20 protein-coding genes are annotated in these 17,671 nt (G+C 61.3%); 13 read left to right on the forward strand and 7 right to left on the reverse strand.

The genetic code is table 11. From position 1 onward, the window contains the following. Positions 1–39: 39 nt before the first annotated feature. A complete protein-coding gene (sucD, locus tag ACR0NY_RS16730) occupies positions 40–924 on the reverse strand; it encodes a succinate--CoA ligase subunit alpha (protein ID WP_170360120.1) in 885 nt (294 codons plus the stop codon). 84 nt (positions 925–1,008) lie between these two features. Then, on the reverse strand, positions 1,009–2,202 hold the full coding sequence (gene sucC, locus ACR0NY_RS16735; RefSeq protein ID WP_093963486.1) for an ADP-forming succinate--CoA ligase subunit beta: 1,194 nt from the start codon (positions 2,200–2,202) through the stop codon (positions 1,009–1,011). Positions 2,203–2,574: 372 nt separating this feature from the next. On the opposite strand from sucC, the gene ACR0NY_RS16740 reads away from it, so the two are divergent. Further along, positions 2,575–3,567 (forward strand): zinc transporter ZntB, encoded by a 993-nt coding sequence (locus tag ACR0NY_RS16740; protein WP_170342203.1) that lies wholly within the window; start codon positions 2,575–2,577, stop codon positions 3,565–3,567. 105 nt (positions 3,568–3,672) lie between these two features. Here the strand turns inward: ACR0NY_RS16740 and mdh are convergent, their stop codons facing one another. Continuing rightward, positions 3,673–4,635 (reverse strand): malate dehydrogenase, encoded by a 963-nt coding sequence (gene mdh / locus ACR0NY_RS16745; RefSeq protein ID WP_170342201.1) that lies wholly within the window; start codon positions 4,633–4,635, stop codon positions 3,673–3,675. A gap of 160 nt (positions 4,636–4,795) precedes the next feature. Here mdh and ACR0NY_RS16750 point away from each other — a divergent pair, with 160 nt between their 5' ends. Then, positions 4,796–5,551, forward strand: coding sequence for a sulfite exporter TauE/SafE family protein (locus ACR0NY_RS16750; protein ID WP_170369777.1), 756 nt, complete (start codon positions 4,796–4,798; stop codon positions 5,549–5,551). A 3-nt stretch (positions 5,552–5,554) separates the two neighbouring features. Here the strand turns inward: ACR0NY_RS16750 and ACR0NY_RS16755 are convergent, their stop codons facing one another. Then, positions 5,555–5,860, reverse strand: a complete 306-nt coding sequence (locus tag ACR0NY_RS16755) for a hypothetical protein (protein ID WP_170369775.1) — start codon at positions 5,858–5,860, stop codon at positions 5,555–5,557. 168 nt (positions 5,861–6,028) lie between these two features. On the opposite strand from ACR0NY_RS16755, the gene ACR0NY_RS16760 reads away from it, so the two are divergent. The 11 genes from ACR0NY_RS16760 (at position 6,029) to ACR0NY_RS16810 (ending at position 14,458) form a co-directional block, all read left to right on the forward strand. Further along, entirely contained in the window at positions 6,029–6,886 is an 858-nt protein-coding gene (locus ACR0NY_RS16760) for an HpcH/HpaI aldolase/citrate lyase family protein (RefSeq protein WP_170369773.1), read from the forward strand. A 6-nt stretch (positions 6,887–6,892) separates the two neighbouring features. Next, positions 6,893–7,447, forward strand: a complete 555-nt coding sequence (locus ACR0NY_RS16765) for an NnrU family protein (RefSeq protein ID WP_170369771.1) — start codon at positions 6,893–6,895, stop codon at positions 7,445–7,447. A gap of 12 nt (positions 7,448–7,459) precedes the next feature. Then, on the forward strand, positions 7,460–7,666 hold the full coding sequence (locus ACR0NY_RS16770) for a DUF1737 domain-containing protein (RefSeq protein ID WP_170343327.1): 207 nt from the start codon (positions 7,460–7,462) through the stop codon (positions 7,664–7,666). Next, positions 7,666–8,694, forward strand: coding sequence for a MaoC family dehydratase (locus ACR0NY_RS16775; protein ID WP_170369769.1), 1,029 nt, complete (start codon positions 7,666–7,668; stop codon positions 8,692–8,694). Before ACR0NY_RS16770 ends, ACR0NY_RS16775 begins: the two co-directional genes overlap by 1 nt. A gap of 60 nt (positions 8,695–8,754) precedes the next feature. Next, a complete protein-coding gene (locus ACR0NY_RS16780) occupies positions 8,755–9,417 on the forward strand; it encodes a DUF1194 domain-containing protein (protein ID WP_170342187.1) in 663 nt (220 codons plus the stop codon). 215 nt (positions 9,418–9,632) lie between these two features. Then, positions 9,633–10,019: a succinate dehydrogenase, cytochrome b556 subunit gene (gene sdhC / locus ACR0NY_RS16785; RefSeq protein ID WP_170342185.1), complete on the forward strand. Its 387-nt coding sequence runs from the start codon at positions 9,633–9,635 to the stop codon at positions 10,017–10,019. Positions 10,020–10,030: 11 nt separating this feature from the next. Continuing rightward, on the forward strand, positions 10,031–10,402 hold the full coding sequence (gene sdhD / locus ACR0NY_RS16790) for a succinate dehydrogenase, hydrophobic membrane anchor protein (RefSeq protein WP_093963475.1): 372 nt from the start codon (positions 10,031–10,033) through the stop codon (positions 10,400–10,402). Between the two features lie 19 nt (positions 10,403–10,421). After that, positions 10,422–12,227: a succinate dehydrogenase flavoprotein subunit gene (gene sdhA, locus ACR0NY_RS16795; RefSeq protein WP_093963474.1), complete on the forward strand. Its 1,806-nt coding sequence runs from the start codon at positions 10,422–10,424 to the stop codon at positions 12,225–12,227. 12 nt (positions 12,228–12,239) lie between these two features. After that, positions 12,240–13,019 (forward strand): succinate dehydrogenase iron-sulfur subunit, encoded by a 780-nt coding sequence (locus ACR0NY_RS16800; RefSeq protein ID WP_170343321.1) that lies wholly within the window; start codon positions 12,240–12,242, stop codon positions 13,017–13,019. A gap of 136 nt (positions 13,020–13,155) precedes the next feature. After that, positions 13,156–13,296, forward strand: coding sequence for a hypothetical protein (locus ACR0NY_RS16805; protein WP_170342184.1), 141 nt, complete (start codon positions 13,156–13,158; stop codon positions 13,294–13,296). A 316-nt stretch (positions 13,297–13,612) separates the two neighbouring features. Then, the gene (locus ACR0NY_RS16810; RefSeq protein ID WP_170369767.1) at positions 13,613–14,458 is read left to right on the forward strand and encodes an urea carboxylase-associated family protein; all 846 of its coding nucleotides are present in this window, start codon (positions 13,613–13,615) and stop codon (positions 14,456–14,458) included. Positions 14,459–14,487: 29 nt separating this feature from the next. Here ACR0NY_RS16810 and deoD read toward each other — a convergent pair whose 3' ends face one another. The 3 genes from deoD to ACR0NY_RS16825 all read right to left on the reverse strand — a co-directional run bounded on the left by deoD (position 14,488) and on the right by ACR0NY_RS16825 (position 17,615). Next, positions 14,488–15,198 (reverse strand): purine-nucleoside phosphorylase, encoded by a 711-nt coding sequence (gene deoD, locus ACR0NY_RS16815; protein ID WP_170369764.1) that lies wholly within the window; start codon positions 15,196–15,198, stop codon positions 14,488–14,490. 17 nt (positions 15,199–15,215) lie between these two features. After that, positions 15,216–15,533: an H-NS histone family protein gene (locus ACR0NY_RS16820; RefSeq protein WP_170342178.1), complete on the reverse strand. Its 318-nt coding sequence runs from the start codon at positions 15,531–15,533 to the stop codon at positions 15,216–15,218. 114 nt (positions 15,534–15,647) lie between these two features. Then, entirely contained in the window at positions 15,648–17,615 is a 1,968-nt protein-coding gene (locus ACR0NY_RS16825) for a protein meaA (RefSeq protein ID WP_170369762.1), read from the reverse strand. Positions 17,616–17,671: the final 56 nt, after the last annotated feature.

The raw sequence follows: 17,671 nt of genomic DNA on the forward strand, positions 1-17,671 counted from the left end.
TCGCTCCGCTGAGGCCAGCCCACGCAAGGGGCCGGCGGTTTACTTGCCGATTGCTTCCAGCACAGCCTCACCCAGCTGCGCCGGGCTTTCGGCCACGACGATGCCGGCGCTGCGCATGGCTTCGATCTTGTCCTCGGCACCTCCTTTGCCGCCGGCAACAATCGCGCCCGCGTGGCCCATGCGGCGGCCCGGAGGCGCCGTGCGGCCGGCGATGAAACCGGCAACGGGCTTCTTGCGGCCCCTCTTGGCCTCATCCGCCAGGAACTGCGCGGCTTCTTCCTCGGCCGAGCCGCCGATCTCGCCGATCATGATGATCGACTCGGTCTCGTCATCGGCCAGGAACCATTCCAGCACGTCGATATGCTCGGTGCCTTTGATCGGGTCGCCGCCTATGCCCACGCAGGTGGACTGGCCCAGACCCACATCGGTGGTCTGCTTGACCGCCTCATAGGTCAGGGTGCCGGAACGCGACACGACGCCGACCGAGCCACGCTTGTGGATGTGGCCGGGCATGATGCCGATTTTGCAGGCGTCGGGCGTGATTACGCCGGGACAGTTCGGGCCGATCAGGCGCGATTTGCTGCCTTCCAGCGCGCGCTTCACCTTCATCATGTCCAGAACCGGGATGCCTTCGGTGATGCAGACGATCACTTCCATCTCGGCGTCGATGGCTTCGAGGATCGAATCCGCGGCAAACGGAGGCGGCACATAGATCACGGTGGCGTTGGCTTCGGTCACGTGCTTGGCTTCGTGGACCGAGTTGAACACGGGCAGGCCCAGATGCTCCATCCCGCCTTTGCCCGGGGTCACACCGCCGACCATCTTGGTGCCATAGGCGATGGCCTGTTCAGAGTGGAATGTGCCCTGCGAGCCGGTAAAGCCCTGACAGATCACTTTGGTATTTTCGTCGATGAGGACTGCCATTTGGCGTTCTCCTGTTTTCGGCGGGATCTGACCCGCCAGCATTCATCGGAATGGCGGGCCGCGACCCGCCCTGATTTATCGGGTTCAGCCTTTGACTGCCTTCACGATCTTCTCGGCACCGTCTTTCAGGTTGTCCGCCGCGATCACGTCCAGGCCAGAGGTGTTGATGATCTCTTTGCCTTTTTCGACATTCGTGCCTTCCAGACGCACGACCAGCGGAACCTGCAGGCCGACCTCTTTCACCGCGGCGACCACGCCCTCGGCGATGACGTCACAGCGCATGATGCCGCCGAAGATGTTGACGAGGATGCCTTTGACGTTGGGATCAGACGTGATGATCTTGAACGCCTCGGTCACTTTCTCTTTGGTGGCGCCGCCGCCGACGTCGAGGAAGTTGGCAGGCTCCGCACCGTACAGCTTGATGATGTCCATCGTCGCCATCGCCAGACCCGCACCGTTGACCATGCAGCCGATCTCGCCGTCCAGCGCGATGTAGTTCAGGTCGTATTTGCTGGCTTCCAGTTCCTTGGGGTCTTCCTCGGTGGTGTCGCGCAGTTCGGCGATGTCGGGGTGGCGGTAGACCGCGTTGCCGTCAAAGCTCAGCTTGGCGTCCAGCACCTTGAGGTCGCCGCCTTCGGCCACGATCAGCGGGTTGATCTCCAGCATCTCCATGTCCTTCTCGACGAAGGCCTTGTACAGGATGCCCATCAGACGCACGCATTGCTTGACCTGCGCGCCTTCCAGACCCAGCGAGAAGGCGATGCGCCGGCCGTGATACGGCTGGTACCCAGTGGCCGGGTCAACCGAGAAGGACAGGATTTTCTCGGGCGTCGCTGCGGCTACTTCTTCGATGTCCATACCGCCTTCGGTCGAGCACACGAACGAGATGCGGCTGGTCTGGCGGTCCACCAGCAGGGCCAGGTACAGCTCGCGCTCGATGCCCGAGCCGGCCTCGATGTAAACGCGGTTGACCTGCTTGCCTACGGGGCCGGTCTGGTGGGTGACCAGCGTGCGGCCCAGCATCTTCTTGGCTTCTTCGGCGGCTTCTTCCACCGATTTGGTCAGACGGACACCGCCTTTTTCACCGGCATCGGCCTCTTTGAAGTGACCTTTGCCGCGGCCGCCCGCGTGGATCTGTGCCTTGACCACCCAAAGGGGGCCGTCCAGTTCACCGGCGGCTGTTTTGGCTTCCTCGGCGCGCAGAACTGCACGTCCGTCGGAGACCGGAGCGCCATAGCTGCGAAGAAGAGCCTTGGCCTGATATTCGTGAATGTTCATCGAAACTGTCCCGTCTGACTGCGATTAGATCGTTATAGGGGTGTCTAGCGGTAAAAATTAAAGGGTTTTCTGTCTGGATCGGGTTATTTACCGAAGATTTTCAGCATTTGTGATCACACATTTTCGGGGTGTGATCACAAACAAACCGGTGCCAAAAAATGATTCGAGCGAGTCAGAATAGGCTTTGAAAACATATTCGAAGACCGTGTTCGCAACCCGTTTGCGCCAACATTTCCGGTAGCGTTCGAAGTGGCGGGACCGGACCTGTCAGGCTTTCGGGGCTTGGCGCATTCTCGCAGGCTGGCTAATCTGACCGGGCCTGTGTGGGTCCGGTTGGGTCGGGCAGGTCAAACATGAACAAGCTCCGAGCAGATGACAGTGCCGAACCCAGATTTCCCCGATGTCATGACCTGGATCTTCGACGGGTCCGGCAAAGCTGTGTCACTGGACGCCGATGAATTTGCCAGCTGGATACCGGCCGGACCGGAGGGGCAGTTCGCTTGGCAACACCTGAGGCTGGAAGCACCAGGCACGGTTCCGCTTCTGCGCGCCGGCGGGCTTGATGAGTTCGTGATCGACGCTCTGACGGCGGACGAGACCCGGCCCCGCTGTACCGTCCATGGCGATGGCGTAATCCTGAACCTGCGCGGAGTGAACCTGCAAGAAGGGCAACCGCCCGAAGACATGATCTCGGTCAGGCTGTGGTTGACGGAGAACAAGATCATCGGTGTCTGGCGCCGCCCCTTGGATGCGGTTGCGGACATGCTGGCGGCAATCGACCGCGGGCAGGCACCGAAATCGCCGGGTGACTTCGTCGCGCGCTTGGCCTTGCGGCTGGCAGATAGGGCCGAACCTTCGATCACTGATCTGAACGAACGTGTGGATGACCTCGAGGAGGCGCTTCTCGAGGCGAATGCCGAGATTTCTCGGGCCGAGCTGGCGGCGATCCGCAGGTCCTCCATCGTTCTGCGCCGGTATCTGGTACCCCAGCGCGACGCGCTGACGACGCTCGAGATTGAAGACGTGCCGTGGCTGCAGGCTCACGACCGGTCGCGGTTGCGCGAAGCCTCGGAGCGCATCTACCGGATCGGCGAGGATTTGGCGGCTGTACGGGAACGGGTTCAGATCATACACGATCAGCTGATGGATGAACGGGCCGAACGTATGAACAACCGTATGCTCGTTCTGTCAGTGGTCAGCGCGGTCTTTCTGCCGCTGGGCCTGGTGGCGGGTGTTCTGGGGATCAATGTCGGTGGCATTCCCGGCGCCGAAAGTCCGAATGCGTTCTGGGTCGTTTGCGCCTTGCTGGTCGCACTTGGCGGGATGCTTCTGGGAGTAGCCAGGTGGCTTGGGATGTTCCGATAGAACTCGAGGGCCAAAAAAGAAATGCCCCGCCGGTTGGAGCCAGCGGGGCAGGGTGTCATGCCTTTGGCCGGATCTTTGGTGGGGTCCAAAGATCCGATCAATGTATCAGGCCAATGAGCTGTCGATGCCCTTGCAGGCCTCGATCAGACCTTTCACGGCGTTGACCGAATTGTCGAAACCGGCCTGCTCTTCTTCATTGAGCTGGATGTTGACGACCTTTTCGATGCCGCCGGCGCCGATCACGGTCGGGACGCCCACATACATGCCCTTCACGCCCAACTCGCCATCGCAATAGGCGGCGCAGGGCAGAACGCGCTTCTGATCCTTCAGATAGGCTTCGGCCATCTCGATCGCCGAGGTTGCAGGCGCGTAGTAGGCCGATCCGGTCTTCAGCAGGCCGACGATCTCGGCGCCGCCGTCACGGGTGCGCTGCACGATTGCGTCCAGCTTCTCTTGCGTGGTCCAGCCCATCTTGACCAGGTCGGGCAGCGGGATGCCCGCAACGGTCGAATAACGCACCGACGGTACCATCGTGTCGCCATGGCCGCCCAGAACAAAGGCGGTGACGTCTTTCATCGATACGTCGAACTCTTCGGCCAGGAAGTGGCGGAAACGGGCCGAGTCCAGCACGCCGGCCATGCCGCAGACCTTGTTGTGGGGCAGGCCCGAGAATTCGCGCAGCGCCCAGACCATCGCGTCCAGCGGGTTGGTGATGCAGATGACGAAAGCGTCGGGTGCATTGGCGGCGATGCCTTCACCGACCGACTTCATGACCTTCAGGTTGATGCCCAGCAGGTCATCGCGGCTCATGCCCGGTTTGCGCGGCACACCGGCGGTCACGATGCAGACATCGGCACCGGCGATGTCCTCGTAGGACTGGGTGCCCTTCAGCTTTGCGTCAAAGCCCTCGGACGGGCCGGATTCGGCGATGTCCAGCGCCTTGCCTTCCGGGATGCCCTCGGCGATGTCGAACAGAACGACATCCCCCAGTTCCTTCATTGCTGCGAGGTGGGCAAGCGTGCCCCCGATCTGACCTGCGCCGATCAGCGCGATCTTGGGTCTGGCCATTTGGAATATCTCCGGTCGGTTTTGAAATCGACGGTTTGCTAGTCGTTAAAACGCCGTTGCGCAAGGGTTCTGCAGCGCGGCATGCGACCGCATACCGTTTGCCTGCCCCCCGCCGGTTGCGCTAAACCACCCGCAGGACAAGCCGTTTCGGGGCCGCCGCATGGTCGAATTGAACCTGATGTTTTTTGCCGTGGCGATCCCGGCCGTGATCTTTGCGGGCATCTCCAAGGGTGGCTTCGGCTCGGGCGTGGCCTTTGCGTCCTCGTCGATTCTGGCGCTGATCCTTGACCCGGGGCAGGCGCTGGCGCTGATGTTGCCGATCCTGATGGTGATCGACCTGGCCACCCTGCGCCCCTACTGGAAACGCTGGAGCTGGCCCGACGCGCGTCTGCTGATGCTGGGGGCGGTGCCGGGCGTGGCGCTGGGCGCGCTGCTGTATCGGGCGACCGACGAAGACCTGCTGCGCCTGCTGATCGGCGGCATCTCAGTGGGCTTCGTGGTCTGGCATGTGGCGCAATCCCGCGGCTGGGTGCGCGGTTTCGCCAACCGCCTGCCGCCTCCGGCCGGGCTGTTCGCGGGGCTGGTCGCTGGCTTCACCAGCTTTGTCAGCCACGCCGGCGGCCCGCCCGCCGCCGTCTACCTGCTGTCGCAACGCCTGACGAAAACCGAGTTCCAGGCCACCACCGTGCTGGTCTTCTGGGTCATCAACATCGCCAAGTTTGTCCCCTATGCCTATCTGGGCATGTTCACCCTGCAGACCGCCTGGGCCGACCTGCTGCTGACCCCCTTCGCCATCCTCGGTGCCTGGCTGGGCGTGCGCGCCCACTGGATGATGTCCGAGCGCCTGTTCTTCGGCATCGCCTACGTTCTGCTGACCCTGACCGGCACGAAACTGATCTGGGACGCGTTGACCTGACCCTTAGGCATCGGGCGGCAGCGCCTCGGCCATCACCTCATAGGCCTCGCCTGCCGCGATCAGGCAGGTCATGCCATCCAGCAAGGTCACGGTGATGGTCCATGTGCCGGTTTCGTCCGAGGCAAAGATTTCCATCACCGCCCCCTGCCGCGCCATGCCGATGCCGCGCCGGGTCTCGCCATAGGTCTCGGCCAACCGCTGCAGCACGTCCGGCCGGGGCGCACAGTTCGGCGACTGCGCCTGCACCTGCTGCGCCGCCAGCACCATGATGCCCAGCCCCATCGTCATCTGAAACAACCACTGATTCATCTCCGGCCCCCTTTGCCTGTTGACTGGACCAAAGCTGCCGGAACCCTCTGCAATTGCGGTAAAACCACCGCGCGTTGCTTCGCATGCTGCAATGCGGCGATTTTGGCCTTGAAGTTTCCGGCAAAAAATGCCCCATTCTGCGCAACTTTATTTCAACGAGAGGTTCCCATGGACCCCCGCCAGCGCCCCTACCGCTCTGTTCTGTATATCCCCGGCTCCAAGGAGCGGGCGCTCGACAAGGCGCGCTCGCTGCCGGTCGATGCCATTATCTTCGATCTGGAAGACGCGGTTGCCGCTGATGAAAAGGACAATGCGCGCGAAACGCTCAAGGCCGCGCTGACGACGGGCGGATACGGCCCGCGCGTCAAGATCGTTCGAATCAACGGCCTCGACACCCCGTGGGGCCGCGCCGATGCCGAGGCCGTACGCGAGATGGATGCCGACGTGGTTCTGCTGCCCAAGGTGAACTCGGCCGCCCACGTGGATGCGCTGGCCGCGATCACCGGCGACCTGCCGATCTGGGCGATGATGGAAACCCCGCGCGGCATGCTGAACGCGGCCGCGATCGCGGCCCATCCGCTGATGGCGGGCTTTGTCATGGGCACCAACGATCTGGCGAAAGAACTGCAGACCCGCTTCCGCCCCGACCGCCTGCCGCTGATGACCTCGCTGGGCCTGTGCCTGCTGGCCGCCAAGGCCGAGGGGCTGGTGATCGTCGATGGCGTCTACAACGCCTTCAAGGATACCGAGGGGCTGGCCGCCGAATGCGCGCAGGGCCGCGACATGGGCTTTGACGGCAAGACGCTGATCCACCCCGCGCAGGTCGAGACCGCCAATACCGCCTTCGCCCCCTCCGAGGCCGAGATCGACCTGGCCCGCCGCCAGATCGTCGCTTTCGAAGAGGTCGAGGCCAAAGGACAGGGCGTTGCCGTGGTCGACGGCAAGATCGTGGAAAACCTGCACGTTGTAACTGCCCGTGAAATTCTGGCAAAAGCAGAGGCGATATCAGCTTTGCAAGCGGGGTAAGCCAGCATGGGCTTCGTTCTTCTCATTCTCGGCGTGGCGCTTTGGTGGGCCGCACATCTGTTCAAACGTCTGATGCCCGCCCGCCGCGCGGCCATGGGCGATGCTGGCAAGGGGGCCGTCGCGGGTGCGCTGGTCGTGTCGATCCTGATGATGATCTTCGGCTATCGCATGACCGATTTCATCCATGTCTGGGCGCCGCCTAGCTTCATGATCCACATCAACAACCTGCTGGTGCTGATCGCGATCTGGATGATGAGCCCTGCCGGAACCAAGGGCCGACTGCTGAACAAGGTGCGTCACCCGATGCTGGGCGGGTTCAAGCTCTGGGCCTTTGCGCATCTGCTGGTCAATGGTGATCTGGCGTCGATCATCCTTTTCGGTGGCCTGTTGGCCTGGGCCGTGGTCGAAGTGATCGTCATCAACAAATCCGAGCCCGACTGGACCCCGGGCGAGCCCGGAACGTTGGGCAAGGATGCGATGTTCTTCGTGGCCTCGATCGTGCTGCTGGGCATCATCGGCTACATTCATGGGCTGGTCGGCCCGTCTCCGTTCCCGGGCTAGGCAGGTGATGTGATGGCAAAGCTTTACCGACTGCTGACCGAAGAGGACACCTCGGATTTCTGCCACAAGGTGTCCGAGGCGCTGGCCAAAGGGTGGGAACTGCACGGCTCTCCGGCCTATGCGTTTGATCCGTCCACCAGCAAGATGCGCTGTGCGCAGGCTGTGACCAAGGAGGTCGCGGCCGACTATTCCCCCGACATGAAACTGGGACAGCAATAATGGCAAAAACCAATCCGGGCCGCTTTTTCGAGGATTACTCCATCGGGCAGGTGCTGCACCACGCGGTGCCCCGCACCGTGACGGAGGGCGAGCGCGCGCTCTATCATGCGCTCTATCCCGCGCGCCACGCGCTCTATTCCTCGGACGAGTTTGCCCGGAACTGCGGCCTGCCGCAAAGCCCGATCGACGATCTGGCGGCGTTCCATGTGGTGTTCGGCAAGACGGTGCCGGACATCTCGCTGAACGCGGTTGCGAACCTGGGCTATGCCGAGGGGCGCTGGCTGAAACCGGTCTATCCCGGTGACACCTTGCGGTCGGAATCCGAGGTCATCGGCCTCAAGCAGAATTCGAACGGCAAGACCGGGGTGGTCTGGGTGCGCACGCGCGGGCTGAACCAGCGCGACGAGGTGGTCATCGAATACGTGCGCTGGGTGATGGTGCGGAAATCGAACCTTGATGTGCCGGCGCCCGAAACCGTGCTGCCGGACCTGAAAAAAGCGCTGGAACCCGGCGACCTCGTGGTGCCGAGCGGGCTGGATTTCAGCAAATACGACTTTGCTCTGGCCGGTGAACCGCACCGCTGGGGAGACTACCAGATCGGCGAGACCATCGGCCATGTCGACGGCGTGACCGTGGAAGAGGCCGAGCACATGCTGGCCACCCGCCTGTGGCAGAACACCGCCAAGGTGCATTTCGACCTGACCTTCCGCCACGACGGCCGGCTGATCTATGGCGGCCATGTGATCTCGATGGCGCGCGCGCTGTCGTTCAACGGGCTGGCCAATGCGCAGATGATCGTCGGTTTGAACGGCGGGGCCCATGCCAACCCCTGTTTCGCCGGAGACACCATCAAGGCGTGGTCCGAAGTGCTGGACAAGGCCGAAACCGGCGTGCCCGGCGTGGGTGCCATCCGCCTGCGCCTGGTGGCGACCAAGGGCGGCGAGCCCTTTGCGCTGCGCGGCCCGGATGGAAAATACAGCCCCGACGTCCTGCTGGATCTGGACTATTGGGCGCTGATGCCGATCTGAGCGGGCAGGCCCCCACAGTCTTGTGATCCCGACCGGGCCGAACCGTGCTAGGTTCGGCTCATGTCTTTTCTGCGTATCCTTGCTGCCGCGCTCTGCCTTGCCCGCCCGGCGTCGGCCTGCGAACTGGCGCTGGCGCTGGCCGTAGATGTGTCCGGCTCGGTCGACAGTTCGGAATACCGCATCCAGATGGATGGCCTGGCGGCCGGACTGCGCGATCCGGTCGTGTCCGAGGCGCTGGTGCGCGGCCAGGCCCGGTTGATGCTGGTGCAATGGACCGGGACCTCGCGGCAGCGGATCACCATCCCCTGGACCAAAATTGACGGGTTCGAAGCACTGGATGCGTTTGCCGCAAAAGTGTCGGCCGATCCGCGTGTCTGGCGGAACTTTTCGACCGCGATCGGTGAGGCGCTGGAAATGACCGTGAACAGCTTTCTCGAGGTGCCCGAGTGCAAGCGTCATCTGATCGACATCTCCGGGGACGGCGTCTCGAACGAAGGGGTCGAGCCGACCGAGATCCGAGACCTTTTGCGCCGTCAGGGGATCACGGTGAACGCAATTGCGATCGAGGAGAGCGAACCAGACCTGACGGCCTATTTCTTTGAAAACGTCATAGTTGGCGAAGGGGCCTTCGTCGTATCGGCTGCCGGTTTCAAGGACTATCCCGAACGGATCCGGAAAAAACTTCTGCGTGAAGTCACGCGGCAGACTGCAGATATGCGCTGAGCGCGAAAAGATTCGTGATCACATTGCTTGACCCTTGAAAACGCTAACATTGGAGCGTTGGAATGCATTTTGTGATCACGAGAATATTTTGTGTGATCACGTTTCCGAATTATCGGCGAAATTGCAGGTGATTTGATCTTTTTTACGCGCGGAGCGCGTGACAGGGTCGCAAAATGGAGTAAAAACTTCGGTAGCCAACCTCAAAAGGAGCCGCCATGGCCGATGTCAATCGGGGGAACCGCCCGCTATCGCCGCATCTGTCGATCTATCGTCCGCAGTTGACCTCTGTCACTTCCATCCTGACCCGGATCACCGGCAACGCCATGTTGGTGGCCGCGCTGTTGATCGTCTGGTGGTTCCTGGCCGCAGCCACGTCGCCCGAAGCCTTTGATCGCGCCAACAGTGTGATCACGTCGCTCCTCGGGGACTTTGTCATGGCACTGTCGCTTTGGGGTCTTTGGTACCACACGCTTGCCGGCATCCGGCACCTGATCTGGGACAACGCGATCGGACTGGATATCCCGACAGCCTACAAGTTGGGCTGGGCGGTTGTGATCGGCTCTTTCGTACTGACTTTCCTGACACTGTTGATCGTTGCCTGAGGGAGGCTGACATGCGTTATCTTACCGACCGCAAACGCGCTGTAGGCTTGGGATCGGCCAAGTCGGGCACCGAACATTTTTGGGCGATGAAGGTCAGCTCGGTTGCGCTGCTGATCCTTGTCCCGCTTTTCGTCTTCACATTCGGCCCCACGCTGGGACAGCCCTTTGACGTGGTGCTGGACTATTACTCGCGGCCATTCCCGGCGATCGTGGCGGCCCTAACGCTGGCCGTCGGGTTCAAGCATTTCGCTGATGGTGCCCAGGTGATGATCGAGGACTATGTGCACGGCACAATGGAAAAGGTTCTGATCATTCTCGTGAAGTGTCTCTCATATGGCGCCGCGGCGGCAGGTATCTTCGCCGTCGCCCGCATTGCCCTCTAACACCCCGGAGCTGAATGAAATGGCTGCTTACGAATACGAAACGCACGAATATGATGTGGTCGTGGTCGGCGCCGGTGGGGCCGGTCTGCGTGCCACGCTGGGCATGGCCGAACAAGGTCTGCGCACCGCTTGCGTAACCAAGGTTTTTCCGACCCGCTCGCACACCGTTGCGGCGCAGGGTGGCATTGCGGCGTCGCTGTCGAACATGGGCCCCGACCATTGGCAGTGGCACATGTATGACACCGTCAAGGGCTCGGACTGGCTGGGTGACACAGACGCGATGGAGTACCTTGCGCGCGAAGCACCCAAGGCCGTTTATGAGCTGGAGCATTACGGTGTGCCGTTTTCGCGTACCGAAGAAGGCAAGATCTACCAACGTCCCTTTGGTGGCCACACGACCGAATTCGGTGAGGGCCCCGCAGTTCAGCGCACCTGTGCCGCTGCCGACCGGACCGGTCACGCGATCCTGCACACGTTGTACGGGCAGTCACTGAAGAACAACGCGGAATTTTACATCGAGTATTTCGCCATCGACCTGATCATGTCCGAAGACGGGCAGTGCCAAGGCGTTGTCTGCTGGAAGCTGGACGACGGCACCATGCACGTCTTCAATGCCAAGATGGTGGTGTTGGCCACTGGTGGTTACGGCCGCGCCTATTTCAGCGCGACCTCGGCCCACACCTGCACCGGCGACGGCGGCGGCATGGTGGCCCGTGCCGGCCTGGCCTTGCAGGACATGGAGTTCGTGCAGTTTCACCCGACCGGCATCTACGGCTCGGGCTGCCTGATCACCGAAGGTGCCCGCGGCGAAGGCGGATATCTGACCAACTCGGAAGGTGAACGGTTCATGGAGCGCTACGCGCCCCAATACAAGGACCTCGCACCGCGCGACTATGTCTCGCGTTCGATGACCATGGAAATCCGCGAAGGGCGCGGCGTCGGTCCCGAAGGCGACCATATTCACCTGAACCTGAGCCATCTTCCGGCCGAAGCCCTGCACGAGCGTTTGCCGGGCATCTCGGAAAGCGCAAAGATCTTCGCCGGCGTGGATGTCACCAAGGAACCGATCCCGGTTCTTCCGACGGTGCACTACAACATGGGCGGTATTCCGACCAACTATTGGGGCGAGGTGTTGAACCCGACCGCCGACGATCCGAACGCTGTCGTGCCCGGCCTGATGGCCGTGGGCGAAGCTGGTTGCGCGTCGGTTCACGGAGCGAACCGGTTGGGGTCGAACTCGTTGATCGACCTCGTGGTCTTTGGCCGCGCCGCGGCGATCCGGGCGGGCAAGGTCGTCGACCCCGAAACGCCCAACCCGGTCCTGAACCAGGCCTCGGTCGACAAGGCGTTTGATCGGTTCGATGCGGTGCGCAATGCCAGCGGTGCAATCCCGACGGCCGATCTACGGCTTGAGATGCAGAAAACCATGCAGGCGGATGCTGCGGTGTTCCGGACAGCCAAGACCCTGGCCGAAGGGGTCGAGAAGATGACCGCAATCGCGGCCAAGATGGAGGATATCAAGGTCACGGATCGCAGTCTGATCTGGAACAGCGACTTGATGGAGACGCTGGAACTGACCAACCTGATGCCCAACGCGCTTGCCACTATCGTCGGCGCCGAAGCGCGGAAGGAATCCCGCGGCGCTCATGCACACGAAGACTTCACCGAGCGCGATGACGAAAACTGGCGTGTTCACACCGTGTCCCGGGTTGACGGGAACAAGGTCGAACTCAGCTATCGCCCGGTCATCGTCGATCCGCTGAGCACCGAGGCTGAAGGCGGTATCAGCCTTGAAAAGATCGCGCCCAAGGCGCGGACATTCTGAGGAGAGGAACACATGGTCCAACTGACCCTCCCTACGAATTCCCGGATTACGACGGGCAAGACCTGGCCGAAGCCGGAAGGCGCGAGCAACGTGCGTAAGTTCCAGATCTATCGCTGGAATCCCGATGACGGGCAGAACCCTCGGGTCGACACCTATTTCGTCGACATGGACGATTGCGGGCCGATGGTTCTGGATGCGCTGATCTACATCAAGAACAAGGTCGACCCGACCCTGACCTTCCGCCGGTCGTGCCGCGAGGGGATCTGCGGCTCCTGCGCGATGAACATCGACGGGATCAACACGTTGGCCTGCATCTACGGCATGGACGAGATCAAGGGCGACGTGAAGATCTACCCGCTGCCGCACATGCCGGTGGTCAAGGACCTGATCCCGGATCTGACCCATTTCTATGCACAGCACGCCAGCATCATGCCCTGGCTGGAGACCAAGACCAACCGCCCTGCAAAAGAATGGAAGCAGTCGATCGAAGACCGGAAAAAACTGGATGGTCTGTACGAATGCGTCATGTGCGCCAGCTGCTCGACCTCGTGCCCCAGCTATTGGTGGAATGGCGACCGGTACCTTGGCCCCGCCGCGTTGCTGCATGCCTATCGCTGGATCATCGACAGCCGCGACGAGGCCACCGGCGAGCGTCTGGATCAGCTTGAGGATCCGTTCAAGCTGTATCGGTGCCATACGATCATGAACTGTGCAAAGACCTGCCCCAAGGGGCTAAACCCGGCCAAGGCGATTGCTGAGATCAAGAAGATGATGGTCGAACGCGCAGTTTGACCGATGACGACCAACGCGCTTGCCGCGTTGCGGCAAGTGCATGGCCCACATGCGAAATCATTGGATGTGGGCCGCCCCGGCCAAGACTATGTTTGGTATCGGGGAGGAGTGACGGATTGGAAACAGGATCACTCCGATGAAGAACGAATCCAAAAAAACAAACGCAGCCAAAGCCTTGGAATATCTTGAGCAAGCCTGGGCCTACTACGAGCCTGAGCCGGTCAAGCCTGCAAAAGATGCAGAGCCGGAGTTGTTTGAATACGCCAACGCGGCCTGAGTTTACCAAGCCAAGTCTTGAGTCCCGGCGCATATTGCGCGAAGCAGGGGAATGCCTGTTCTTCTGCTTCTGCTCGGCGCCGGCGTGTTCGCCTATTTCGTCTGGCGGTCACGCACGTCTTCTTTGACCCGCGACTGCCGGTGGCGGCAGCACAGGCATGCCGGCACGTGGAGTTGCGCGTATTGCGGGGCGGTTTCCGTCTCCGAGACGCAGCCCACGCGATGTGAACGGAAATAAGCCTTCTTGCCTGAGGGAAACGGGGTTTTCCCAAAGGTCATTCTGGGTCAATCTGCGCAAAACAGCGGAAAGATGCAGAATGCCAAATCCTCCTTCGGATGCCGCCGCCCGCCGCGGAATCGCTCCGGTCATTTGCTACCCAAATGACACCCTGCCCAGCGTTGACCTTGACCTGCTGCTGGACGCCCGAAAGAGCGCGCGAAAGACAGCCGAAGTTCTGGTGCCGCCACGTGATGCCCGCTGCTTTGAGGTGCCGGCCGGGCACTTCTTTCGGATCACCTCGGTCGAAGGCCCGCAGGTCGGCGACCTGAACCTGTGGAACCTGCACGACCTGAACGAACGTTTCTATTCGGGCAAGACGCGTGCATTGCATGGCACCCATGTCACGACCGGCAAGCGGCTATGGTCCAGCTTTCCCTTTCTGCGCCCGATGGCCACGATCGTTGCGGACACCTTGGATTGGTACGGAATCGATCAATACGGCGGGTCGGTGCATGACGTGATCGGAACGCGTTGCGATCCTTATACTGGAAACCTGCTGTCGGGCACTCAATACCATCATTGCTGCCACTCCAACCTGACCCGGGCGCTGGCTGGCCATACTGGTCTGGAGATTCCGGTAGCCGAGCGTTTGGTGCACGACGTGTTGAACGTATTCATGTGCACCGGCTTTACCCGCGATACGGGGCAGTATTTTATGAAGGCTTCACCGGTTCGACCGGGTGACTATTTGGAGTTTTTCGCGGAAATCGACCTTCTGGGTGACCTCAGCGCCTGTCCGGGTGGGGATTGCTCGTCCGAACACTCGTCGGATACGGCCGCCTGTCACCCGCTGTTGGTCGAGGTTTTTGCACCTGCCGAAGGCACGCTGAGCGGTTGGCAAAGTCCGGCGCCCAATGGCTATGACCGTACGCATGGGCGCTGAGGCCCGGGGGTGACCCGGGCCGTTTTGTGTCAGGCGTTCGGGAACGCCGCCTGCAGCGCGATTTCCACCATGTCGCCGAAGCTGCTCTGGCGCTCGGATGAGGGCAAGGCCTCGCCGGTCAGGAGGTGATCGGACACGGTCAGAACCGCCAGAGCCCGGCATTTGTGCCTCGCGGCCAGGACATACAGCTCGGCTGCTTCCATTTCGACACCCAGGATTCCGTGGCGCACCATCTGTTCGTTCAGGTCGGGGCGTTCGTCATAGAACACGTCAGACGAATAGATGCCGCCGATATGGGTTGCCGTGTCCTTGGCCTCGGCTGCCTTAGCGGCCGCCTGCAGCAGGCCCCAATCCGCACAAGGCGCAAAGTTGAGCTCTTTCATGATGCCCCGGGACGGGGTGCTGAGCGTCGTTGACGTCATGGCTAGGATTACATCCCGGACTTTCACGTTTTCCTGCATACTGCCGCAAGACCCGATGCGGATCAGGGTTTCTGCACCGTAGTCCCGGATCAATTCATTTACGTAAATGGACAGCGACGGCATTCCCATTCCGCTGCCCTGAATGGTGACCGGATTTCCTTTCCACTCGCCGGTGAAACCCAGCATCCCGCGGACATCGTTGACTTGCCGCACATTGCTCAGAAAAGTTTCGGCGGCCCATTTCGCACGATACGGATCACCCGGCAAAAGCACGGTTTCGGCGATTTCACCTTTTTCGGCGCCAATGTGAATTGTCATTTTGATACTTTTCCCGTTCAGATTTCCAGATCGGAAATATCTGCACCGGCTTTCAGCGCTTCGTGGACCCATTTTGGTTTACGCCCACGCCCCGTCCAGGTTTGCGCCGGATCGGCCGGATTGCGATATTTTGCTTTGGCTTTCGATCCCTTGCCGGACCGAGTGGGCTGAGATGCCAAGTCGGACAAGGAAAACCCATAAGCGGCAGCTGCTTTTTCAGCGGCCATCAATGCTTCCTGACGCTCTCTGGCCTCAGCGTTTTCCAGCGCCTTATCGACCTGATCGCGCAATTCAAGCAATTCCTTACGCGACAGCTTGTCCAGATTTATGCCCATTGTCGTTCTCCGTACCCACCTGATTCATTTTTTACTCATCAGGCAACGTTACGGAGAATCCCAATCAATGGCCATTCTTTAAACGAAATGGGCAATGGAATTAATTCTGGGCGATTATTCCGCGGCCAGCGTTTTTGGATCGGCCAGCAAAACGATATCCCCCATAATGGCATTCAGCTCGAAATTCTTGGGCGTATAGACTTTGGCAACACCCATCGATCTGAGGCGATCCGCATCCTCGTCCGGGATGATGCCTCCGACGACAACTGGAATATCACCCAGACCTGCTTCTCGAAGGCGTGTCATCACTTCTTGAACCAGCGGCAGGTGGCTGCCCGACAGGATCGACAGGCCAATCACATGGGCTTGCTGCTCGATGGCCGAAGCGACGATTTCGTCGGGGGTCAGGCGGATGCCGTCATAGGTGATGTCCATGCCGCAATCGCGGGCGCGGAAGGCGATCTGTTCGGCGCCGTTGGAATGACCGTCCAGACCCGGCTTGCCGACCAGGAATTTCAGGCGACGCCCCAGGCGGTCGCTGACCGCATCCACCGCCGCCCGCAGGTCGTCCAAGCCTTCGGTCTTGTTCGAGACCGACCCCGAAACGCCCGTCGGGCCGCGATAGGTGCCAAAGACGCGGCGCATCTCTTCTGCCCATTCGCCGGTGGTGACACCGGCCTTGGCCGCGGCGATCGAGGGCTCCATGATGTTGGCGCCCGATTGCGCGGCGGCGCGCAGATCGGCCAGCGCCGCGACCACGGCGGCGTCATCGCGGGCGGCACGCCAGACGTTCAGGCGATCGATCTGTTCCTGTTCGACCGCCGGATCGACGACCATGATCCCGCCATCCTCGGTCTGCAGCGGCGAGGACTCACCCTCGGTCCAGCGGTTCACGCCGACGACGATGGTCTCATTGCGCTCGATCCGGTTGAGCCGCTCGGCGTTGGAATCCACCAGCCGCGATTTCATGTAGTCGATCGCCGCAACCGCACCACCCATCGACTCCAGGTTGGCCAGTTCAGCCCGGGCGCCCTGCTTCAGTTCCTCGACCTTGGCATCGACCACCGGGTTGCCGTCGAACAGGTCGTCATATTCCAGCAGGTCGGTCTCGTAGGCCAGGATTTGCTGCATCCGCATCGACCATTGCTGGTCCCACGGGCGCGGCAGGCCCAGTGCTTCGTTCCAGGCGGGCAGCTGTACCGCCCGGGCACGCGCCTTTTTCGACAGGGTCACGGCTAGCATCTCGATCAGGATGCGATAGACGTTGTTCTCGGGCTGCTGCTCGGTCAGGCCCAGCGAATTGACCTGAACGCCATAGCGGAATCGGCGGAATTTGGGGTTTTCCACGCCATAACGCTGTTGCAGGATTTCATCCCAAAGATCGACAAACGCCCGCATTTTGCACATTTCGGTGACAAACCGGATGCCCGCATTCACGAAGAACGAGATGCGGCCGCACAGCGCCGGAAAGTCCTCGGCCGGAACGCGGGGGCGCAGCTCGTCCAGCACGGCGATGGCGGTGGCCAGCGCGTAGGCCAGCTCCTGCTCGGGCGTCGCGCCGGCCTCTTGCAGGTGATAGGAACATACGTTCATCGGGTTCCATTTCGGTACGTTCGAATAACAGTACTCGGCCACGTCCGCGATCATCTTGAGCGAGGGCTTGGGCGGGCAGACATAAGTGCCGCGGCTCAGGTATTCCTTGATCAGGTCATTCTGCACCGTGCCCTGCAGCTTGGATACATCCGCGCCCTGTTCCTCGGCCACCGCGATATACAACGCCAGCAGCCAGGGGGCAGTGGCGTTGATCGTCATCGAGGTGTTCATCTGCTCCAGAGGGATCTGGTCGAACAGGACCCGCATGTCGCCCAGGTGACAGACCGGCACGCCGACCTTGCCGACCTCGCCCCGCGCCAGGGTGTGATCGCTGTCGTATCCGGTCTGCGTCGGCAGATCGAAGGCCACCGACAGGCCTGTCTGCCCTTTGGCCAGATTTGACCGGTACAGCGCGTTCGAGGCCTTGGCCGTGGAATGACCGGCATAGGTTCGGATGAGCCAGGGGCGGTCTTTCTGCGTCTGCGTCATGGTCAGAGCCTCATGCATCGATGGGTAACAATATTTCTCAAGATGGTTCTAAAGCG

The organism is Ruegeria sp. BJ5 (assembly GCF_056537865.1).